Annotated in this window: 16 protein-coding genes; 14 read left to right on the plus strand and 2 right to left on the minus strand. The window is 52.8% G+C overall.

Annotated elements, in window-relative coordinates; genetic code table 11:
* Window positions 1–19 precede the first annotated feature (19 nt).
* Entirely contained in the window at window positions 20–535 is a 516-nt protein-coding gene (locus MHH82_RS06130; protein WP_096775176.1) for a DUF6773 family protein, read from the minus strand.
* A 437-nt stretch (window positions 536–972) separates the two neighbouring features.
* Here MHH82_RS06130 and MHH82_RS06135 point away from each other — a divergent pair, with 437 nt between their 5' ends.
* Both MHH82_RS06135 and MHH82_RS06140 read left to right on the plus strand, forming a co-directional pair.
* On the plus strand, window positions 973–1,869 hold the full coding sequence (locus MHH82_RS06135) for a putative RNA methyltransferase (RefSeq protein ID WP_036662260.1): 897 nt from the start codon (window positions 973–975) through the stop codon (window positions 1,867–1,869).
* Between the two features lie 108 nt (window positions 1,870–1,977).
* A complete protein-coding gene (locus MHH82_RS06140) occupies window positions 1,978–2,403 on the plus strand; it encodes a VOC family protein (RefSeq protein WP_036662261.1) in 426 nt (141 codons plus the stop codon).
* An 85-nt stretch (window positions 2,404–2,488) separates the two neighbouring features.
* On the opposite strand, the gene MHH82_RS06145 is transcribed toward MHH82_RS06140, so the two are convergent.
* Window positions 2,489–3,538: an S-layer homology domain-containing protein gene (locus MHH82_RS06145; protein ID WP_009594975.1), complete on the minus strand. Its 1,050-nt coding sequence runs from the start codon at window positions 3,536–3,538 to the stop codon at window positions 2,489–2,491.
* A 380-nt stretch (window positions 3,539–3,918) separates the two neighbouring features.
* Between MHH82_RS06145 and MHH82_RS06150 the strand changes: the two genes are divergently transcribed.
* From MHH82_RS06150 to MHH82_RS06205, 12 genes are all read left to right on the plus strand, one after another.
* Entirely contained in the window at window positions 3,919–4,833 is a 915-nt protein-coding gene (locus MHH82_RS06150) for a hypothetical protein (RefSeq protein WP_012819347.1), read from the plus strand.
* A 223-nt stretch (window positions 4,834–5,056) separates the two neighbouring features.
* Entirely contained in the window at window positions 5,057–6,100 is a 1,044-nt protein-coding gene (locus MHH82_RS06155; protein WP_036662263.1) for a LacI family DNA-binding transcriptional regulator, read from the plus strand.
* Between the two features lie 420 nt (window positions 6,101–6,520).
* Complete coding sequence (locus MHH82_RS06160) at window positions 6,521–7,888, plus strand: ABC transporter substrate-binding protein (RefSeq protein WP_340964358.1); 1,368 nt, start codon at window positions 6,521–6,523, stop codon at window positions 7,886–7,888.
* 61 nt (window positions 7,889–7,949) lie between these two features.
* On the plus strand, window positions 7,950–10,907 hold the full coding sequence (locus MHH82_RS06165; protein ID WP_340964361.1) for an extracellular solute-binding protein: 2,958 nt from the start codon (window positions 7,950–7,952) through the stop codon (window positions 10,905–10,907).
* 12 nt (window positions 10,908–10,919) lie between these two features.
* Window positions 10,920–11,888 carry a carbohydrate ABC transporter permease gene (locus MHH82_RS06170; RefSeq protein WP_012819350.1) on the plus strand — a complete coding sequence of 323 codons (969 nt, stop codon included), beginning with the start codon at window positions 10,920–10,922 and terminating at the stop codon, window positions 11,886–11,888.
* Between the two features lie 4 nt (window positions 11,889–11,892).
* The gene (locus tag MHH82_RS06175) at window positions 11,893–12,804 is read left to right on the plus strand and encodes a carbohydrate ABC transporter permease (protein ID WP_009589726.1); all 912 of its coding nucleotides are present in this window, start codon (window positions 11,893–11,895) and stop codon (window positions 12,802–12,804) included.
* Window positions 12,805–12,816: 12 nt separating this feature from the next.
* Window positions 12,817–14,280: a gluconolactonase gene (locus MHH82_RS06180; RefSeq protein ID WP_251499571.1), complete on the plus strand. Its 1,464-nt coding sequence runs from the start codon at window positions 12,817–12,819 to the stop codon at window positions 14,278–14,280.
* A complete protein-coding gene (locus MHH82_RS06185; RefSeq protein WP_251499567.1) occupies window positions 14,261–14,881 on the plus strand; it encodes a Yip1 family protein in 621 nt (206 codons plus the stop codon). Before MHH82_RS06180 ends, MHH82_RS06185 begins: the two co-directional genes overlap by 20 nt.
* 13 nt (window positions 14,882–14,894) lie before the next feature.
* Complete coding sequence (locus MHH82_RS06190; RefSeq protein ID WP_340964373.1) at window positions 14,895–17,471, plus strand: DUF5696 domain-containing protein; 2,577 nt, start codon at window positions 14,895–14,897, stop codon at window positions 17,469–17,471.
* Window positions 17,468–18,367, plus strand: a complete 900-nt coding sequence (locus MHH82_RS06195) for a carbohydrate ABC transporter permease (protein WP_251499560.1) — start codon at window positions 17,468–17,470, stop codon at window positions 18,365–18,367. The genes MHH82_RS06190 and MHH82_RS06195 overlap by 4 nt, the downstream gene beginning before the upstream one ends.
* A gap of 43 nt (window positions 18,368–18,410) precedes the next feature.
* Entirely contained in the window at window positions 18,411–19,406 is a 996-nt protein-coding gene (locus tag MHH82_RS06200) for a carbohydrate ABC transporter permease (protein ID WP_145038837.1), read from the plus strand.
* A gap of 285 nt (window positions 19,407–19,691) precedes the next feature.
* A complete protein-coding gene (locus MHH82_RS06205) occupies window positions 19,692–20,708 on the plus strand; it encodes a glycosyl hydrolase (RefSeq protein WP_251499557.1) in 1,017 nt (338 codons plus the stop codon).
* The last annotated feature ends 146 nt before the right edge of the window (window positions 20,709–20,854 follow it).

Here is a 20,854-nt window from a genome sequence, read left to right on the forward strand (position 1 = left end):
GTCCCCCTAATATCCCTTTCTACGAGTCGAATGGATCGTTCTGCGACATCTTCTGGCTTACCTTGTTCGCGCCGTAGTGGATCAACCAATTCCCCCCGACAAAGAGCGGGATGTAGATGATCAGTGAGACGAGGAAAACGCTAAAGAAATATTTGAGCTCGGTTGCGCTGTTGTCATTGCCAAACAGAACCGCGCTGCGGATACCGAAAAAAAGAGCAAGTGCGACACCGATAACAAGCCCCCATATCGCCGTACGCATGCTGAACGAAATTTTGCTCCGCTGGTCATGGACCTCTACTTCATCCGAGTAAATCCCCAGCGCCACGCTGCGTATCCCGAAATATAAGCTTCCTCCCAGTATGATCAGCATTTCCAGCCAGACGGGTTCCGTTCGCGGCAGCACAAAAGATTTGATGATGACGGAAATGCTGCAAATGACCATGATCAAGGTATACACCTCTTTATATAACTTGTTCTTTAAATTGACGATACGCTCATCCTCAACCGAGTTTTTCTTAAACCAATTCAAGCTCATCATTCCTTCCTTTGGTTAGAGATACGTTCCTGAGATTTTCTGGATACATGCATTGTAATAGTATTTACGTCTTTTTGCAATATATATATGTCATTTTGAATTTAATATTTGTCTTTTAAGGTGAGGAGGTGGATAAAAGAGTCTCAAACACTCATCATAGTCAATAGGAGGAACTTATTCTTGATATATTTTGCTGAACCGGACGCTTGCCCCGGAGGTTTACATTCTGTGCTCGCGTGTTAGAATTGAATTAGGGCATCTCTCTTGCCCGAATTGATGTCGGGAGCGTGTTTTTTCTCATGATCCATTTCATTCGTTTACGCTAATGTGAGGTACAGATCCAAGTAGGCTCGGCCCTTTTTTTTGACAACTGCGGCTTGAGTTTATTTATCTGTGCCTTTTTCATTGCGTTCAATCGAATGAAAGGGTGATTTGCTGTGTCCAACAACGAAAAATGGTTAAAAAAAGCACAAAAACTTTCGATACACGAGAAGATGTTTCAATGCCCGATCTGCGGCGGTGCCATGAAGGTAGAACGCATGGCCAGCCTGGAATGCGAGAACAGGCATTGCTATGATATATCCAGACAGGGATACGTAAACCTGCTGAACCATTCATCCAAAACCAAATATGATAAGGCTTTGTTTGAGGCCCGAAACACGATCAGCGGCAGCGGCTTCTTCGGCCCCATGGTAGAAGCGGTAACGAATCGCCTGATCCAGGAGCTGAAGTCCCGGGAATCCGTGAAGCCTGTAAAGCTGCTTGATGCAGGCTGCGGGGAGGGCTCCCATCTATCCGCCATCGGACATAAGCTTCGGGAGCACCCTTTGGTGCCGGATGTTCTCGGCGTAGGCATGGATATTGCCAAAGAGGGTATCGTTATGGCCGCCAAGACATCCCCTGACTCTATATGGTGCGTGGCCGATTTGTCCCGGAGCCCGTTTGCCGACCAACAGTTCGATTACATCCTGAACATTCTGTCCCCGTCCAATTATTCGGAGTTCAGGCGGCTGCTTGCGAGTGGCGGATCATTGGTGAAGGTAATCCCGGACAGCCTGTATTTGCAGGAGCTTAGAACCTTGTTCTATACGGGCACAGGCAAGGAGAATTACTCCAATGACAGCACAATAGAGCTGTTCAGCCGTCACTTTGAGCAAATCGAAGCCGAGCGGGTGCAGTATCGAGTCGTCCTGGATAACGATCAGATGAAACAGTTGATTCGCATGACGCCGTTATCCTGGAGCGCTTCGCCCGAGGCCATCGGACAAATGCTGGATGAAGCGATGGAGGTCACGGCGGACTTCAAGATCCTGTATGGATGGAATGAGGAATAACCATAACGGTCCTTCAGCCGAAAATGCCTCATATTTTGCTAAAGTGATCCTGTTGGGAGATAATAGGAGTAGCGTTGTAAATATAAAAATAAGGTGGTTGACGATCATATGGCACTTCGAATGAATCCATATCTCGTGATGGACGGGAATGCTAAGGAAGCTATTCAATTCTATGAGAAGGCGTTGGATGCCCAGGTCGTCATGGTTCAGACCTTCGGCGAGATGCCGGCGAACCCTGATTTTCCGCTGCCGGATAGCGCGAGGGATCGCATTTCCCACGCTTTGCTGAAGGTAGGAGAGACGGATTTGATGTTCTCCGATACGTTTCCCGGTCAACCGGTTCAATCCAGCAATCAGGTTCAGATCTGTATCATGACCGATCAGGCCGAACAGGCTAAGCGGATATATGAAGCGCTGCGGGAGGGCGGTCAAGTGGTTATGCCCCTTCAGGAGACGTTCTGGAGCCCGGCGTACGGCATCGTGGCTGACAAATTCGGCGTGAACTGGAATATCTCTACGGAAGCGGAAGCGTAGAAGCTGATATATAAATGAACAAAAAGCCCTGACGATTTGCCGTCAGGGCTTTTTGTTCGGTTGCAGCGCAGTCGAGTTTCCTGAATTATGCCCGAGATCCGTCCCACCACTTATAGTAGATATGGACATGCCCGGCGGGGCTTGCCACGAGCGGATCGATAACGAGTGTTTTGCCGCTCACCTTCAACTCGATCACCTTCTTGTTCTTCTCCGCGGAGTCTATTTTCGCGAGGAAGGCGGAATCGACCTGGAAGCCATACAGCTGGAGGAGCTCGATCAGCATGCCGCGCTGGGTTTTATCGGCGGCATTGGAAAGCGCGATTCCGCTGAACTGCATAATCTGCGGCTCGAATTGAACGGACACGGCGTAATCCGTCTCACCGGTTTGCTTCGTGCTGGTCATCACGATTTTATTCGATCCGTCGTCATAAATGCGGTAGCCGCTGTACTTCGGAAATACCTTCTGGCGGATCACGAGGTACATCTCGTCCCGGTAAACGTCCCAAGGGGTTGGCAGCTTCGGCAGCATGGCCTCCGCGCTTGGCGCGGTAGGGCGGTCGTACAGGTTCGACATTCCGCGATCGGTCAGGTTTTTGATCAGCTGAAGCACTTCGGCCCGCGTGATGGTGCCGCTGCCTACATAGCCTTCAATCGTATTTTCACCTTTGATCCGGCCCTGCGCGTACTTTTTCCCCAGAACGTATTGAATGGCCTGATTCCCGCCGTAGTTCACGCCGTCGGCGCTGGATATCAGCTCGGCCACATGGGCCCGCGTTATGTATTGGCTGCGCTTGGTTTTGTCAGCGAATCCGTGTACAGGATAGTTCTTGAAGTGCAGAAAATGATAATATTTATCCGACCATAGTTCGGTCAAATAGTTCTCCTGCAGGTCCTTGCCCGTAATGCCGACAACCAGCATGCGGATGAATTCGGCCTCGGTCACATTCTGGTTAGGCATGAACATTCCGTTCGCATAGCCGTTGACAATCCCCTTGTCGACGCCCCATTCGATGGTCGTTTTTGCCCAGTGGTTATCAATATCCCGAAAAGTAACCCCGGCAAAAGCGCTGCCAGCTCCTACGAACAAAGAGACAGCCAGGAGTATAGGCGCACATAGTGTCCTGAACTTCAACATCTGCAATCCTCCATCTATAATTTGCTAAAATACTACAAAATACATTGTATAGGCCTATTTTTCGGGCGGTCAAGCATCAGAAAGCGGTTCCGAACAAAGATGGGCTGTTATAACTAGCTAACTAACTTTAGCGATACTAAGGGACTACAGGACCAAGGAAGTGCATAAATCTTCTGTTTTTGATGTGGGATATACGAAGGGAAGACATGTTTTTCATGAAGCATCCAGGGAGTGAGACACGCTGCCGTGCGAAAATATCCGGAGGTTCCAGAAATCGGTTCTAGTCTAAAAGTTATGGGTTCGGAGTTCCTATTGGAAGATGCCTTGCCATTAGGTAAAATATCCCTTGTTTACTATCTACAGAAGAGAGGCGAAAATCGATGAGATTGATGCGAAAATCGTTATTAACCTTATGCAGCCTTTTGCTTGCCGTCTCGGTTTTGGTGCCGCTAACAACGGTTCATGCAGCGGATCAGAAATGGATCAATCAAGTATGGAGCGAGTATAAATCCTATAACAAGAAGACGGTAAATGCGTATAACAATTACCAGAAACAAGTAGACAAGAAATATAAGGCGTTTTATAATGCCAGCCATGCCTCCCTGGACCAGCTCGAGAAAAAAGTGCTGGAGGATCAAAAGCAGTGGGACGAGAAGCTTCGAGCCGATTTGGAGCAGCTGAAGCTGAAGTATGAGGGAAACCGCGACGTAAAGGATAAGCTGGCACAATATGAACGGTTCATCAATCCAAGTTATTTAAACGGTCCGATGTGGAAGTATGCGAATGCCGCTAACCGCAATTATTTGAACAGTACCCTATGGAAACTAAGCAAAGAAATGAACGAGGATTATTTGAACAGCTGGATGTGGACATACAAGAAGACGATCACCCCGAGCTATTTGAACAGTTCCGCATGGAAATTCAGCAAAACGGTCAGTGAAAGCTATTTGAACAGCCCGATGTGGAAGCTCCGTAACGGATCCAGTACGTCGTACCTGAACAGTCCGATGTGGAAGTACAAACAAGGGAAAATCAGCAAAGCAACAGCTAAGAGCCAATACGGCAAGCTGTTTAAGGAACAGACTACCGCGATCTCCAAAGGCAATGCTGCAAGAAAATCCGAAATAACGAAAATGGCAAGCGGTACGCAGAAGAAGATAGACGAGCTATATAAGGAAACGGTGGTTATACTTGAGGCACGTCGCGAGGAGGCGTTGAAGAGCATCTCCGACCTGCGGATCGAAATTGCCGGAGAAGGCTTGAAATGGGAAGCGCTGCTCGTGGAGAAACCGTAATTATCTATATTTTTAAGCCTACAAGAAAAGAGCTGCCCCAGATGGTCCGAACATGACCATAGGGGCAGCTTTTGATTTTTGTAAAAATGAAAACAAGAAAATGCAGGATATTCTTTGACTTTAACGATTGTTTCACATAATATTATGTCAGTAACCTAACAAAAACTAACATAAATAACACGGAAGCTGAACGACAAATTCGCACTTAAGTAGGTTGATAACGATGAAAACGAAAGTGACGATTCAGGAAATCGCCGATTTCACGGGCGTGTCTAAATTTGCGGTATCCCGGGCCTTGTCGGGGAAATCCGGTGTCAGCCCGCAGACCAGGGACATGATTCTGAAGGCCGCCGGACAGCTTGGGTATTTCAAGGATCAGCCGGGCCAAGCAGCGGGAAGAAACCAGCAGCTCCAGGAGCCGGAGAACCGAAAATGGGCGGGGGCGGTACTGGTCCTGTTCCCGAATGTCCGATATCAGAATCGCGAATCGCTCTATTGGGGGCCGGTTTTTGACGGAATATCGACCCGTCTTAATCAGAAAGGGCTCGACATCCTGACGCTGACGGAGCCTTCGAATGACCACATGTTCTCCCTCCTGAATCCCCAGGGCATTCTCGGGATCGTAACGGTGGGAGCCGTATCCACGCAGAATTTAATGGATATCAAGAAGCTGAACATTCCCGTGGTCATGGTAGACCACATGGACCCCGCGTTCCAATCGGACACGGTATTCACCGACAATATGCACAGCATGAAACAAATCATGACCAAACTGATCAGCAAAGGATATAAAAAATATCAGTTCATCGGCAACATCGAAGATGCCCAGAGCTTTTACGAGCGCTGGATCGGTTTCTCGTCCGCGCTGGCCGATTACAAAATCGAGCATCGGCAGCTGCCTTCTCTGATCAGCCCGGAGATAGAGAACATACACGAAACGTTAGGCAAGGCTCTTGCCGGAAACGAGCTTCCGGAAGTGTTCGTTTGCGCTAATGATATCACCGCCATGTTTGCCATGGAGGCGCTCGGTAATCAGGGTATCGACGTTCCGGGTCACGTACAGGTGACCGGGTTCGATAATACGTACGACAGCCTGCCGATTATGGCAACGGTGAACATTGACAAGGAATTGCTGGGGATGCGTGCCGTCGATCAATTGCTCTGGCGGATCGTGAACCCGGATTCCAATTATGAGCGTCTCCTTATTCAAGCCGATGTCATTGTTAGGGAATTGAATAACGCTGCGCGGGATACGGACGAACCATAAGCTGTACATGTAATGTTAAGTTAGCCCCGATGTCTTAAAGACATCGGGGCCTTTTTGTATTCATAACAAACAAATAACAAATATACGGATTTGATGATAGTCAATTAAGATAGAAAAACAGTAATTTCAGTTGATATATAGGGATTTATAGCGAATAAGGCTGATTTTTGCTGAAGTTAAATGTAAACGCTGTCGCTAATTATTTAGGTTATTTATAAAATAATATTTAGGTTCATTGTTATTATTATCATAAAATATATTGACGTAATTACGATCCTGGTGTTATATTTTTTGGCAAACAGGGATAACAGATTGGGGGCGGGGAACAACAGGATTGCCGGGAATGAAGCATCCAACATCATCTTGGGGGTACTTGCATGACGTTAACAGGGCGTTAAACAAATAGGGGAGGTTTTTAGCGTGAGAAAAATGAAAGGGCTTTCTTTATTGCTTATCTGTTTGTTATTTTTGATAACCGCCTGCAGCGGCGGAGGGGCCAAGCAGGCGGAGGCGCCGCCGGCGACCCCGGCTCCCAGCACGGAGACCGCGGCAGAGACTCCTAAAGAAGAACCCGCCGAACCTGAAGCAGAACCTGTTGATCTGGGCGGCCGCGTGATTAAGGTAGCCGCTTGGTGGGACCTGAAGCCGGCAGGCACAACGGCCGGAGAGAAGGCACGCCTGGAGAAGATCGCCGAAATCGAGAAGAAATACAATTGCAAAATCGAATTCGTCAACGTTCCCTTTGAGGAGTATATGAATAAATTCACGACAAGCGTGCTGGCAGGCGAGCCGTTCGCCGATATCGTGCAGCTGGAGTACAAGTCGGCATTGCCGGCGATTATGAAGGGACAGATCCTGCCGATCAGCGAATTTACCACGGACAAAAACAACATCAATAACGATGCGGATCTGCAGACGAAATATCCATCCATTGGCGGAGGGGAATACGGCTTCGATAATCCGACCTCCATCGGGCTCGGACTTCATTACAACCGCGATCTGTTTAAGAAGAACGGGCTTCCGGATCTTCAGGAGCTGTATGCCAAGGGAGAATGGAACTGGGATAAATTCATGGAGCTTGCCAAACAGGCAACCAAAGATACGAATAACGACGGGAAAACGGACGTATGGGGCTTCTCCGGCTGGGCCATTGATGCGGTTAAGCATTTCACCGCCGCTAACGGGGGCAAAATCGTAGACGATTCCAACGGCAAAGAAGGCTTGTCCGATCCGAAGACATTGGAAGCAGCCGAGTTCGTGAACCGCCTCTACAACGTGGAGAAGGTTGTGAAAGTCAAGAGCGGCAACAAAACGAATTGGGAAGAAAGCAACACTTTTAAAGACGGCGACGTAGCCATGTTTACGGCGGCGGAATGGATGCTGGGCGACATTACGTTCGAGGTTGGCGTGGTACCGATTCCTGCCGGTCCGCAGGGCTCGGCAGACACAACGTATGCCAATACCGCCGCGTCCGCGAAGTTCATTGCCAAAGGCGTAAAAGATCCGGCTATCGTCTACCAAATTTACGAGGAGACGTTCGATATACCGCCGACCGAGGAATACCCGGGACAGGATTACCTGGAGAGCATCTATACCAATCAGGAAGACATCGACATGATTCGTGAGCATATTGCCGGAACCGGCGTCATCACGGTGGACGAAGCCTACACGGATTATCCTACGAACGCTTTCATAGAGGATATCATCGTGAACAATCAATCGGTAACCGCTACGGCCGAGAAATATAAACAACAGGCACAGGCTGCTGTCGATAAAATGGGCAAATAAGATGGACGGGGGCGTTAAGGCGCAAGGCCGCGCCCCCTTCTCCTGAACAGGGGGATGAACATTGACACTTCAAACGCAGCTAAAAAAATGGATGACCCGGTTATTGGTTCTTGCGGCAATCTTGGCCGCTTTGACGGTGTTCTTTAATAGAGGGGGAAATGAGTCCGGAGCCGGTGGGAGACCGGAAGGCGGAGGGACGGAGCTTACATTGGAACGTCCCCCATCGCTGGTCAAACTCGGCATGCAGCCGGGGAAAAGCATTTCCTATACCGAGTATTTGTCGGAACATGACGGAAAGGGTCGGCCGGATCGTGAAATCACGATTCCTGCGGCGGATTACAGCCGTGCCGAGGGCGGGGAATTCCGAAGACTGGAAGCCTATGAGGGCCAACCCGGAACCTCGCTGTTTACGGGGGAGAAGGGTGAGGTGGAATGGAAGGTTCATGTAGAGGAGGAGGGATTGTACAATCTGTCCCTGCTCTATTATCCGGTGGAAGGAAAGAGTTCCTCCATTGAGCGTTCCATTCGCATCGACGGGGAGGTCCCCTTTCAGGAGGCCGCCTATTTGCAATTCGACCGGATATGGGACAACACCAAGGACGGCATCGATCAGGATAACCAGGGCAATGACCTGAGGCCGAAACAAATCGAACGTCCCGCTTGGACTAGGTCAGTGCTGCAGGATGCGGATGGTTACATCACGGAGCCGCTTCTTTTTTACTTTGAGGAGGGGGAGCATACCCTATCCTTGACGGCAGCGCGGGAACCGATGGTTATCGGGGAACTCAAGCTGTTCCAGCAGGAGAGCCCGCCGACGTATGCCGAGCTGTACCGGCAGTATGAGACTGAAGGGATTCGAAGAAATGAAGGCACCTTGCTGGCGATTCAGGGAGAGGACGCAGTCGCCAAATCCTCGCCGACCCTGTATCCGCTAAGCGAGCGTTCGAGTCCGAGCGTCAGCCCTTACAGCGCGTCGAAGGTCCGAATCAACACCATCGGCGGCTTCAACTGGCGGCTGCCCGGACAGTGGATCGAATGGGAGCTGGACGTCCCGGAGAGCGGGCTCTATAAGATAGCATTCAAATCGCAGCAAAATTTTGTAAGGGGCATATACTCGACGAGAAAGCTGACGATCGACGGGAAGGTTCCGTTTGAAGAAATGAACCACGTCGCTTTCCGCTTTAAGAACGGATATCGCATGGACGTGCTTGGGGGCGATGAACCTTATCTGTTCCGGTTGGAGCAAGGTAAGCATGTGTTACGCCTCGAGGCGAGTCTGGGTGAATTCGCTCCCCTCATTCATGAGGTGGAGGACAGTCTGCTAAACCTGAATGCCATGTACCGCAAAATATTGATGATCACCGGCACGAATCCGGATGAATTCCGGGATTACCGTGTAGAGCAGCGGATACCGGAGCTGCTGGAAGTTTTCCGGTACGAAAGCGGCAGACTGAAGGCGGTCGCGGCCAGATTGGTTGAGCTGTCGGGTCAATCCGGCGACCAGGAGGCACTGCTGAAGACCATGGCGCTTCAGCTGGATGAGATGATCGAGAAGCCGGATACGATTCCGCGCAGGCTGGAGGCCTACAAGACGAATACCGGCGGACTCGGAACATGGCTGCAGCAGGCACGGGAGCAGCCGCTGGAGATCGATGCCCTCTATGTTGCATCAGCCGATGCCAAGCTGCCGATGAGCGGACTGGGGGCGGCCGATAAGGTGAAGCATGAGGCGTCGACGTTCTTCAGCTCCTTCTTCATTGATTACAACAATATCGGTAACGTCACGGATGAGAAGAATCAGCGTTCAATCACCGTATGGATCGGCAGCGGCCGTGATCAGGCCAATACCATCAAGGCGATGATCGACGAGACCTTTACGCCGGAGACCGGCATCAACGTGAATCTGAAGCTGGTGAACATGGGGACGCTGCTCCCCGCCACTTTGTCGGGACAGGGACCTGAGGTCGCGATGCAGATCGGCAATGCCCTCCCGGTGAACTTTGCCATGCGGAATGCCGCGGCGGACCTGACGCAATTCCCTGACTTCGAATCGGTGGCTGCCAGATTCCGGGACAGCGCCTTGGTGCCATACCGATACCGCAGCGGCGTATATGCGCTGCCGGAGACGCAAACCTTCAACATGATGTTCTACCGGAAGGACGTGCTGGAGGAGCTGGGTCTTGAAGTTCCGAAGACTTGGGACGATGTGGCCAGCCTGCTTGCCGTATTGAACAAAAATCATATGCAATTCGGTCTTCCCGTCGTGGCGCAGGCACCGGATCAGTGGACCACGCTGCCGCCGAATTCGATGTATGCGGCGCTCCTGATGCAATCCGGCGGGCATTTCTACCGAAACAACGACCGGGAGTCGGATCTGGACTCCAAGATCGGGCTGGAAGCATTTAAACAGTGGACGGAGTATTACACCGACTACAAGCTGGAGCGGGAATACGATTTTGCGAACCGGTTCCGTACCGGACAGATGCCGATCGGCATCTCCGATTACACCACCTATAACCAGCTGTCCGTGTTCGCGCCGGAAATCCGCGGCGTATGGGGTTTCGCCCCCGTGCCTGGAACCGTTCAGGCGGACGGCACGATTGACCGCACCGTACCGAGCGGCGGCAGCGCCGTGCTGATGCTGGACGATGCAAAGGACAAGGATGCGGCTTGGGAATTCTTGAAATGGTGGACCAGCGATGCGACACAGACGGATTTCGGCCGTGAAATGGAAGGGTTGATGGGCGCGGCCGCCCGCTATCCGACCGCCAACATCAAGGCGCTGGACAGTCTGCCATGGCCGGTAGCCGACTATGAGAATTTGAAATCCCAATTTGAATGGGTTCAGGGAATACCCGAGGTGCCGGGCGGCTATTCGACGGGCAGGCATTTGTTCAATGCCTTCTATCGTGCGGTCATCAGCGGCATCGAGCCGCGGGAGGCCTTGATGGATTCGGTGCAGTATATTCACGACGAAATCCGGACCAAGCAAGCAGAATTCGGCGAGCTGCAGGAATAGGGGGAGTCCAAATTGCATAATGCCAGCCTTCAGGATCCTGAGGTTACGATGTCTGCCGCTATCCGCCCCGTCAAGCCGCAATCCTGGTGGAAGCGGAAGCTGGCGGAGATGAAGGCCAGCAAGCATTCCTATATTTTGCTTGCGCCTTATATGATCCTGTTTACGCTGTTTACCGTTTTTCCGGTCGTCATTTCGATGATTCTCAGCTTTACGTATTTCAATATGCTGGAGTTTCCGCGGTTTGTCGGCTGGGATAATTATACGCGCCTGTTCCTGGAGGACGATATCTTTCTGGTCGCGCTGAAGAACACGCTGCTCTTTGCAGCCATTACAGGACCCATCAGTTATTTGGCCTGCTTCCTGTTTGCCTGGGTCATCAATGAGCTGGGTCCGCGGCTGCGGGCGTTCATGACCCTGATCTTCTATGCGCCTTCGATCTCGGGGAACATTTACTTCATCTGGCTGATGATCTTCTCGGGTGATCGCTACGGCATAGCGAACGGCATGCTGATTAAGCTGGGCCTCATCTTGGAGCCGATCCAATGGCTGAAAACCGAAGCGTTGATCATGCCGATTATCATTTTGGTCCAGCTGTGGCTCAGCCTCGGAACCGGCTTCCTGGCCTTCATCGCCGGACTACAAACCGTAGATAAAACGCTCTACGAAGCGGGTGCCGTGGACGGAGTCCGCAACCGCTGGCAGGAGCTGTGGTTCATAACGCTGCCTTCGATGCGGCCGCAGCTTATGTTCGGCGCGGTCATCCAGCTTACGACATCGTTTGCCGTGGCCGACGTATCGATTGCGCTGGCCGGTTTCCCGAGCGTGAACTACGCGGCGGAAACCATCGTCACGCATCTCATCGATTTCGGCACGACGCGCTTCGAGATGGGTTTTGCGTCGGCGATTGCGACCGTGCTGTTCATCCTGATGGTGGGAACCAACCTGATCGTCCAAAAATTGCTGCGCAAGGTAGGTGAGTAGACGCGTGAGGGTTACATACGAACTTCCGAAAAAACGGGACGGCCGCCTGCTGAACGTCAGGCTTAAAGCTCGCAGCAAACGGGTAAACCGCTCGTTCATGGGCACCTTCTCCCTGTTTGCGCTGCTGGCGGTGTTCGGCGCTTTCATGGCGCTGCCCCTGGTGTACGCCATCAACAACGCGTTCAAGCCGCTGGACGAGATTTTCCTGTTTCCGCCGACGCTGTTTGTCCGCAATCCGACATGGAATAACTTTTCCGATCTGATCAATCTGCTCGGCCAGTCCTGGGTGCCGTTCTCGCGGTATATCTTCAATACGGTCTTCATAACCGGGGTCGGCATTGTCGGGCATGTGATCTTTGCATCCGCCGCGGCTTACCCGCTGGCCAAACACAAGTTTCCGGGCAAGGTGTTCCTGTTCCAGGTCGTCGTGCTCTCGCTGATGTTCACGCCGGTCGTTACGGCGACGCCGAATTATATGATCCTGTCGTGGCTGGGGCTCATCGACACCTACTGGGCCGTCATTATACCGGCTTTCGGCTATTCGCTAGGGTTATATCTAATGAAGCAGTTCATGGAACAGATACCGGATGCCTTGCTGGAAGCGGCCAAAATCGACGGAGCCAGCGAATACCGGATCTTCTGGTCCATCGTGATGCCGAACGTGAAGCCGGCATGGCTCACGCTGATCATTTTGCTGTTCCAGATCCTGTGGGGAACCGACGGCAACGGCTTTATTTACAGCGAGCAGCTCAAGACCCTGCACTATGCATCCAATCAGATCATTCTGGGCGGTATTTCCCGGGCCGGCGCAGGCGCGGCCGTGGCAGTCATCTTGATGAGCGTGCCGATTGTGCTCTTTCTGTTCTCGCAGAGCCGGATCATCGAGACGATGGCGACCTCCGGGATGAAGGATTAGGGAGGGGATCAGATGTCAGCAAAAAAATGGTTGCTAACTCTCGCGGCGGCCTCCCTGCTGCTCACCGGCCTAATGCCGGGGAGCGTCTCCGCCAGTGCTCCGTACGAGAGCTATATCTACAACTATTGGGAGGAAACGGTTGCCGTGCCTGCCGCTTATTTGCCGGAACGCGCCGTTACGGGAAAGGAGCTGGGCATTGGAGATTTCTTGGATCCGAGCGATATGCATGTGTCGGAAGCCGGAAACATCTACGTGCTGGACAGCGGGAACAAACGGATCGTCGTCCTGGACGATGCGTGGAACGTGATCCGGGTCATTGATTCTTTCATGAACGAAGGGAAAGAGGACGGTTTTGCAAATCCTGCCGGCATCTTCATTGACGGGGATGAGCAGATCTATGTTGCGGATACGGATCATCAGCGGGTTGTCGTGTTGACGGCGGAAGGGGCGCTTGTCCGCATCATGGAGCAGCCGGAGTCGGATGTGCTGCCTCAAGGCTTTCAATTCATTCCCCTGAAAGTGGCGGTGGATGAGGCCAAACGGGTATTCGTCGTCGCCCGCGGCGTTTACGAAGGCATTATGCAGTTCGAGGAGGAGGGTACCTTTCTCGGCTACGTCGGAACGATTAAGGTAAAGCGCGATTATGGCGATTATTTCTGGAGATTGGTATCGACGAGCGCGCAGAAAGCCCAGATGAGACTGTTCATCCCGACCGAGTTCTCCAATCTGGATATGGACGGCAAGGGGTTCGTCTATGCCACGAATATTGACGTCGGATCCAAGGAACCGTTGAAACGCCTCAATCCCTCGGGAGAGGATGTGCTAAAGCGCTTCGGCTACTTTCCGGTTGCGGGCGATATTTATTATCGAAGAACGGTGGGGCCATCCAAATTCGTTGATATTAAGGTGCTCGGCGACGGGATGTACAGCGCGCTGGACTCTACCCAAGGACGCGTCTTCACCTATGATGAGACCGGAAACCTGTTGTATGTCTACGGCGGCATCGGGAATCAGCTGGGCCTATTGAAGACGCCGGCGGCGATTGAACGGCTTGGAGACCGCCAGCTTGTGCTGGACCGGGGAAAGGCAAGCATCGTCATGTTCGAGCCGACCGAGTTCGGGAAGCAGGTTAACCTTGCCGTCCGCCACCATTACCGGGGAGAAGACGCGGAGGCGGAAAGGTATTGGGAACGCGTGCTTCAGCTCAATGCGAATTATGACATCGCGTATATCGGCATCGGGAAAGCGAAGCTCATGAAGGGGGAGAACAAGGAAGCCCTTCAATATTTTGAGCTGGGCATGGACCGCAAGAACTATTCCGTGGCGTATAAACGATATCGCAGGGAGGTCATGAAGGAGCATTTCGGCACCTTTTTATCGGCAGGGACCGGGGGCCTGCTGCTCTACGCGGTCTATCGAACGGTAAGATACCGAAAGCAGAGGAGGGCAGGAAAGCATGAAGCAGGACTATCTTAAATTCCCCCTTCATTTGATCGTTCACCCCTTCGACGGATATTGGGACCTGAAGTATGAAAACCGGGGACGGCTCGGGGTCGCTTATCTCGTATTGGCGCTTGTGGTCATTGCCATGATTCTGCAGCGGCAGTATGCGGGGTTTCTGGTCAACTACAATGATCCGCGGACGATGAGCAGCATCGACGAACTGATATTTATCGTCTTCCCGTTCTTCCTGTGGTGCGTCTCCAACTGGTCGGTCACCACGCTCATGGGCGGGGAAGGGAAGTTTAAGGAGATCGTGATGGCCAGCGCATATGCCCTCATTCCGATGGTTCTGATCTATCCGCCCATGACGCTGGCGAGCCGGTTCATGGTCCAGGAAGAGACCGTGTTCTATTATTTGCTAACGACGGTAGCAGCGATCTGGTTTATCGGGCTGCTCTTTGTCGGCACGATGACGGTCCACCAATACTCGGCCGGCAAAACGGTCGTCACGATGTTACTGAGCCTGATCGTTATGGGCATTATCGTATTTCTGGGCACGCTCGTCCTGAGCATGCTGCAGCAGATTTACACGTTCGTTGTCAACGTTTACCGAGAGATCATATTCAGGCAATAAGGAGGCCGCACCCGTGAAAAAAAGAAAATGGCTGTACACGGTGCTTGCATGTACCGTTATAACGTGCATGGCTGCGGGCTTTCTGATCTACGCGAACCGGGGAGCGCCGGCGGTCGACGTCGCTGCGTACAGTAATGCGGCGGCCGAGACGGCGCAGGGCAGGGAGCTCTCCGCCCTGAACGATTTGACAGGCGGCGTGCCCGGCATGGATCTGGTAGCGGAAACGGAGACGCTTGCGCTGTATTATCATCCGGACACGACTGAGGTCGCGGTGCGGGATAAGCGGAGCGATACGGTATGGTACAGCAATCCGCCAGACCGGATGGAGGACGGAATGGCTTCGCCTTTTGAGAAGGAAGTGCTGTCATCGCAATTGACGCTGACGTTCCGGGACGGGATCGGCACGCTTGAGACGTATCCGAATTATACGTGGAGCGTGATGAACGGGAACTATACGGCGGAAGGCTTGGACAACGGCGTTCGCGTCACGTATACGCTGGGAGATGTCTCGCTCGGGATCGACGCCTTGCCGAAATACATCTCGCAGGACCGGCTGCAGGAGAAGGTGGTCAGCAAGCTGGATGTGTCATTGGCCAGATACGTGCAGGCCCGGTATTACCCCATGAAGGATAACCCTGCGATGCTGGAGCGCCTGGACGACCAGATCAAGAAGGAGCTGGTGCTGAAAAAAATGCTGGGCGCGTTCGAGCAGGCCGGCTACACCGCGGAGGATCTTGCCTATGATAACGAAGCGGGCGGGGGAGCCGCCGCAAGCGCCTCTTCGAAGCCGCAGTTCAAGATTCCGCTCGAATACCGGCTGGAAGAGGATTCGCTTGTCGTTACGACACCGCTTGACCAGGTAACGGAAAGCGAGAATCACCGCCTGCGTAGCGTGGAGCTGCTTCGCTATTTCGGAGCGGCGGGAACGAAGGCCGAGGGTTATATGCTGGTGCCGGACGGCAGCGGCAGCCTGATCCACCTGAATAACGGCAAAGTGAAGGAAGAACAGTACGTGCAGCGTCTATACGGCACCGATCCGAATAATAACAGCAGCAGCCGCGGACAGGTGGCCGAGCAGGCACGAATGCCCGTGTTCGGCATGAAGAACGGGGACGGCGGCTGGTTTGCCGTGATTGAAGAAGGCGACGCCATCGCGAGCGTGTCCGCCGATATCGGCGGGAAGCAGAATTCGTACAATCATGTATTCAGCAGCTTTGCCGTGCGCGGCGAGGATATGCTGGAGCTTTACACCGGAAGTACGGTGCAGGAAATCCAGCTGTTGAATGACAAGCTGTACAACGGGAAGCTGTCCGTCAAATACCGTTTCCTGTCCGGTGAAGAGGCAAGCTACTCCGGCATGGCCCGCTTGTATCAGGAAACGCTTGCGAAGGAAAACAAGCTGATTCCCCTGAAAGAAGCGGAGGGCATTCCATTCTATCTCGATATGCTGGGAAGCGTGGATAAACGGAGATCTTTTCTGGGCGTACCGTATGATGCCGTCGTCTCGATGACCACCTTCGAGCAGGCAGGCGAGATCGCCGCTCTTCTGAATGGCGAGGGCATCGCCAATCTCCGAATGCGTTACCTCGGCTGGTTTGGCAAAGGCGTCCATCACAAAACCCCGGTGAAGGTAAAGACGGACAGCGTTGTCGGAAACGCCGCCGGGCTGAAGGCGCTGTCCAAGCAATTGCAGGACGCCGGCGGCGGGCTGTATCCGGATGTTGCCTTACAGCGTGTCTACCATGACGATGGGGCGTTTACGCCGTCATCCGATGCCTCCCGTTTCGTGACCAGGGAAACGGCAGCGCTGCATCCGTATGACCGGAACACGAACCGGATGAACTCGTATTACGGCACGTACAACCTGATGTCGCCGGCGAAGCTTCCCTATTACGTGGACCGATTCACAAGGCAATATGAACGGTTTGGCATGGGGGCCGTGTCATTGCGGGACCTGGGCGATGTCCTGAGCTCCGATTACCGGGTGCAGCGGGTGGTTTTCCGAGAAACCGCGAAGTTTATCGTGACCGATCAGCTGAAGGCGCTGCACGAGGCATACCCGGATACGATGGTTTCCGGTGCTAATGCTTACAGCTGGCCATATGCGGGCCACGTGCTCGATGTACCGACGTCGAGCAGCGGATTCGGGCTGACGGATGAAGCCGTGCCGTTTTATCAAATGGTCATTCACGGCTACCTGGATTATGCGGGAGCAGCGGTCAATAACCTGAATGAACAACATTTGCGCAATGCGCTCCTGCAGTCGCTGGAATTGGGAACGGCTCCGCATTTCCTATGGTCTTATGAACAAAGCTCAAAGCTGAAGTATACGCGTTTCGATGACATGTACTCCACCCATTACAAGGATTGGTTCGAGGAAGCGGTGTCCTTGTACCAAGAGCTGAACGAGGTGCTGGCGCCGCTCCGGACGCAGCGAATGGTGGAGCATAAGCGGCATGAAGACGGCGTGGTGGAAGTAAGGTACGAGAACGGCGCCTCGATTCTGATCAATTATACCGATCAAGCGGTTGATGTTAACGGGGTCCTGGTGGAACCGCAAAATTACGCTGTAGGTGGTGACCGGGCATGAAAATGAGATTGTCCCTGACTCAGAAAAGATCCATGCTCGGCCTCCTCTTCATCGCGCCATGGCTGATCGGCTTTATCTTTTTGTTTGCCGGGCCTCTGTTTCAGTCCATTTTGTTCAGCTTCAGTAAATTGAACATCTCTCCCACGGGCTATGAGCTGGAGCCTGTAGGTTGGAGCAATTTCAACACCGCGCTGTTCGTGGACGCGAACTTCAACCGGATCCTGACGGAATCGATACTGGGCATGGTGGTGGACGTTCCGCTGATCTTGTTTTTCAGTCTGTTCTCGGCCGTTCTGCTGAATCAGAAATTCCGGGGGAGAGCCCTTGCGAGAGCGATCTTCTTCCTGCCGGTCATCCTGGCGTCAGGCGCGATTTCGGCAGCGGAAACCTCGGGTCTGATCAATCTGGTCGGAAATGCGACGGTGGCGGAGGAGCTTGGGCAAGCCTCCGGGCAGTTCAACGTGCTATCGATGGTGCGCATCTTATCCGAAGCCGGATTTCCCATTACCGTAACCGAGTACATTATCGGGGCGGTCATGAGGATCTACGATATTATCAGCAGCTCGGGCGTGCAGATTCTGATCTTCCTTGCCGCCCTGCAGGCCGTCCCGGGCTCGATGTACGAGGTCGCGAAGATTGAAGGGGCTACCGCTTATGAATCGTTCTGGAAAATCACCTTTCCGATGGTGAGCCCGCTCATCCTGACGAACATGATTTATACCATCATCGATTCGTTCGCGGACAGCACCGTGACCCGAACGATTTATGAGACGGCCTTCAAAACGCAGAATTTCGGGCTCAGTGCCGCGATGGCTTGGCTGTATACCATCGTTATCAGCTTGCTGCTGATTATTATGGGGATCATCGTCTCAAGGAAAACCTTTTATCAAAACTAATGGCTAAGAGATTCCTGACGGTACAGGAAAAAAGGAGGTCCGTATGGCATCGATTCGGGATCGCTCGGACGAAACGGCTCAGGAACGAATGAACCGGTTCAAGAACAAGGCGCTGCCTATTCTGTGGGCGGTGTTCCGCTACCTGCTGATCATCGGCATTACATTCATCATTATCTATCCGATCATCTCCAAGTTCTCTGTGGCGTTTAAAGACAAACAGGATATTTATAATCCAACGATTTATATGATTCCGGTGCATTTCACATTGGATAACTTCAAGCTCGTGCTCGACTTGCTGAATTATTGGCCGCTGCTGCTGAACACGATGATTTACGTATTCATCACGATGCTGCTGACCACGATGTCGACCGCGCTTGCCGGATATGGCTTTGCCCGCTTCACCTTTCCAGGAAGCAATCTGCTCTTCGGCCTGGTAGTGCTGACGATCTTGATTCCGATGAGCACGCTGATGGTGCCGATGTATTTGCATTTCCGCAGCTTTGATATTCTGGGGCTGGTTCACATGTTTACCGGAAAAGAAGGTGTTAACCTGCTGAACAGCTACTGGCCCTCGATCATTACTTCGGCTACGGCCACCGGGCTTAAGGCCGGACTATTCATTTATATCTTCCGTCAATTTTTCCGGGGGCTCCCGAAGGAGATTGAGGAAGCGGCGTTGATTGACGGTGCAGGCGGGATTAAGACGTTTTTTGCGATCATGCTGCCCAATGCGATTCCGCCGCTCATTACGGTGACCCTGTTCTCGTTCGTCTGGCAGTATAACGACACCTTCTATACCTCGCTCTTTATGAGCGAGCAGTCGCTGATGCCGCTGAAGATCGCTTCCCTGCCCGCGGACGCGAACCAGTTTCTCCCGGCTCTGATGGGGCTCGGCTCATCGGCCAAGGCCGATCCGAATTATGTGGCGCTCGTGGTGGATACGGGAATTTTGCTGGCCATTCTGCCGCTGATCGGACTGTATCTGTTCGTGCAGCGCCATTTTGTGGAGAGCGTGGAGCGTACGGGGGTTGTCGGGTAGAGGGTGCTGCAGGATAGGTGGTTATGTCGCAGGATAGATGTCGTGTTACAGGATGGATGTTATGTGGCAGGATGGATGCCATAATACAGGAGATGCCGTGTTGCAGGATGGATGCCATGATGCAGGAGAGATGCCGTGTCGCATGATGAGTGCGGTGCGTGAGACAGGTTTTGTGCTTGTCTGATAGGTATGCTGCAGGAATTGGGTTTGCCATTTGTGTGACGGATGAAGGAAATCTGTAGGATCTTTCATCCATACGGCAATTACAGGATAGGAGTGAATCGCATGACAAAAGCAAGCAGCATCCGCTATGAGGTCCAGCCGGACTTGATCAACCCGGCCGCTTCCGATGAAGCGAAACGGTTAATGGGTTATCTGTGCAGCATTTACGGCAAGCGGATGCTGACCGGTCAGCAGATTGGCGTTGTATCAACGCCGGAGTTCGAGTTGATCCACGAGGTCACGGGCAAATACCCAGCCGTCGGCGGGTTCGATTTCATGAATTACTCCCCCTCCCGGGTGGAGCGAGGGGCCGAGCGTCAAGATACGGATCTGGCGATGAAGTGGTGGAACCGCGGCGGGATCGTGACCTTCTGCTGGCATTGGAATGCCCCGAAGGATCTGATCGATTTGCCGCCGGACCGGACCTGGGGCCGAGGCTTTTACACCAATGCGACAACCTTTGATATCCGACGGGCGATGTCGGAGCCTTCGTCGGAAGAGTATGGCCTTATCATCCGGGATATCGATGCGATCGCTGCCGAGCTCAAACGTCTGCAGGATGCCGGTATTCCGGTGCTGTGGAGACCGCTTCACGAGGCATCCGGCGGATGGTTCTGGTGGGGGGGCAAAGGCCCCGAGCCTTGCATTGCGCTCTGGAAGTTGATGTACGAGCGCATGACGCATCACCACGAATTGAACAACCTGATCTGGGTATGGAACGGGCAGCACAAGGATTGGTATCCGGGCGATTCCTACGTCGATATCATCGGGGAGGACATTTATCCCCCTGCCCGGGATTACGGCTCGCAATCCGAACGATACCGCACGGCTTTATCGTATACGAATACGGCAAAAATCATTGCGCTGACCGAGAACGGTGTCATACCCGACCCCGATCTCATGCAGGAGGACGGATGCCCGTGGGCATGGAATTGCACGTGGTATGGAAACTTCGTGTTCACAGGGGAAGGAAATAACCGGAGGTATTCCGAAGAGTATACGGATGAGCAGCAGCTGATCCGCACCTATCATCATCCGTTTACGGTCACGCTGGATGAACTTCCGGATCTGAAAGGCTGACGGCTTGATCTGTAAGGCATGCCAGTTGTAGGCCGCTGCCGCTCGCCGGGAAGCTGATCGTAGATTAGAAAACGAGCTGATGCTCGGACAGTCACGTCTGAATGAAGTATGACCCGAACCGCATCAAAATCAATATATAGAGATGG

Source organism: Bacillus sp. FSL K6-6540, from assembly GCF_038007545.1.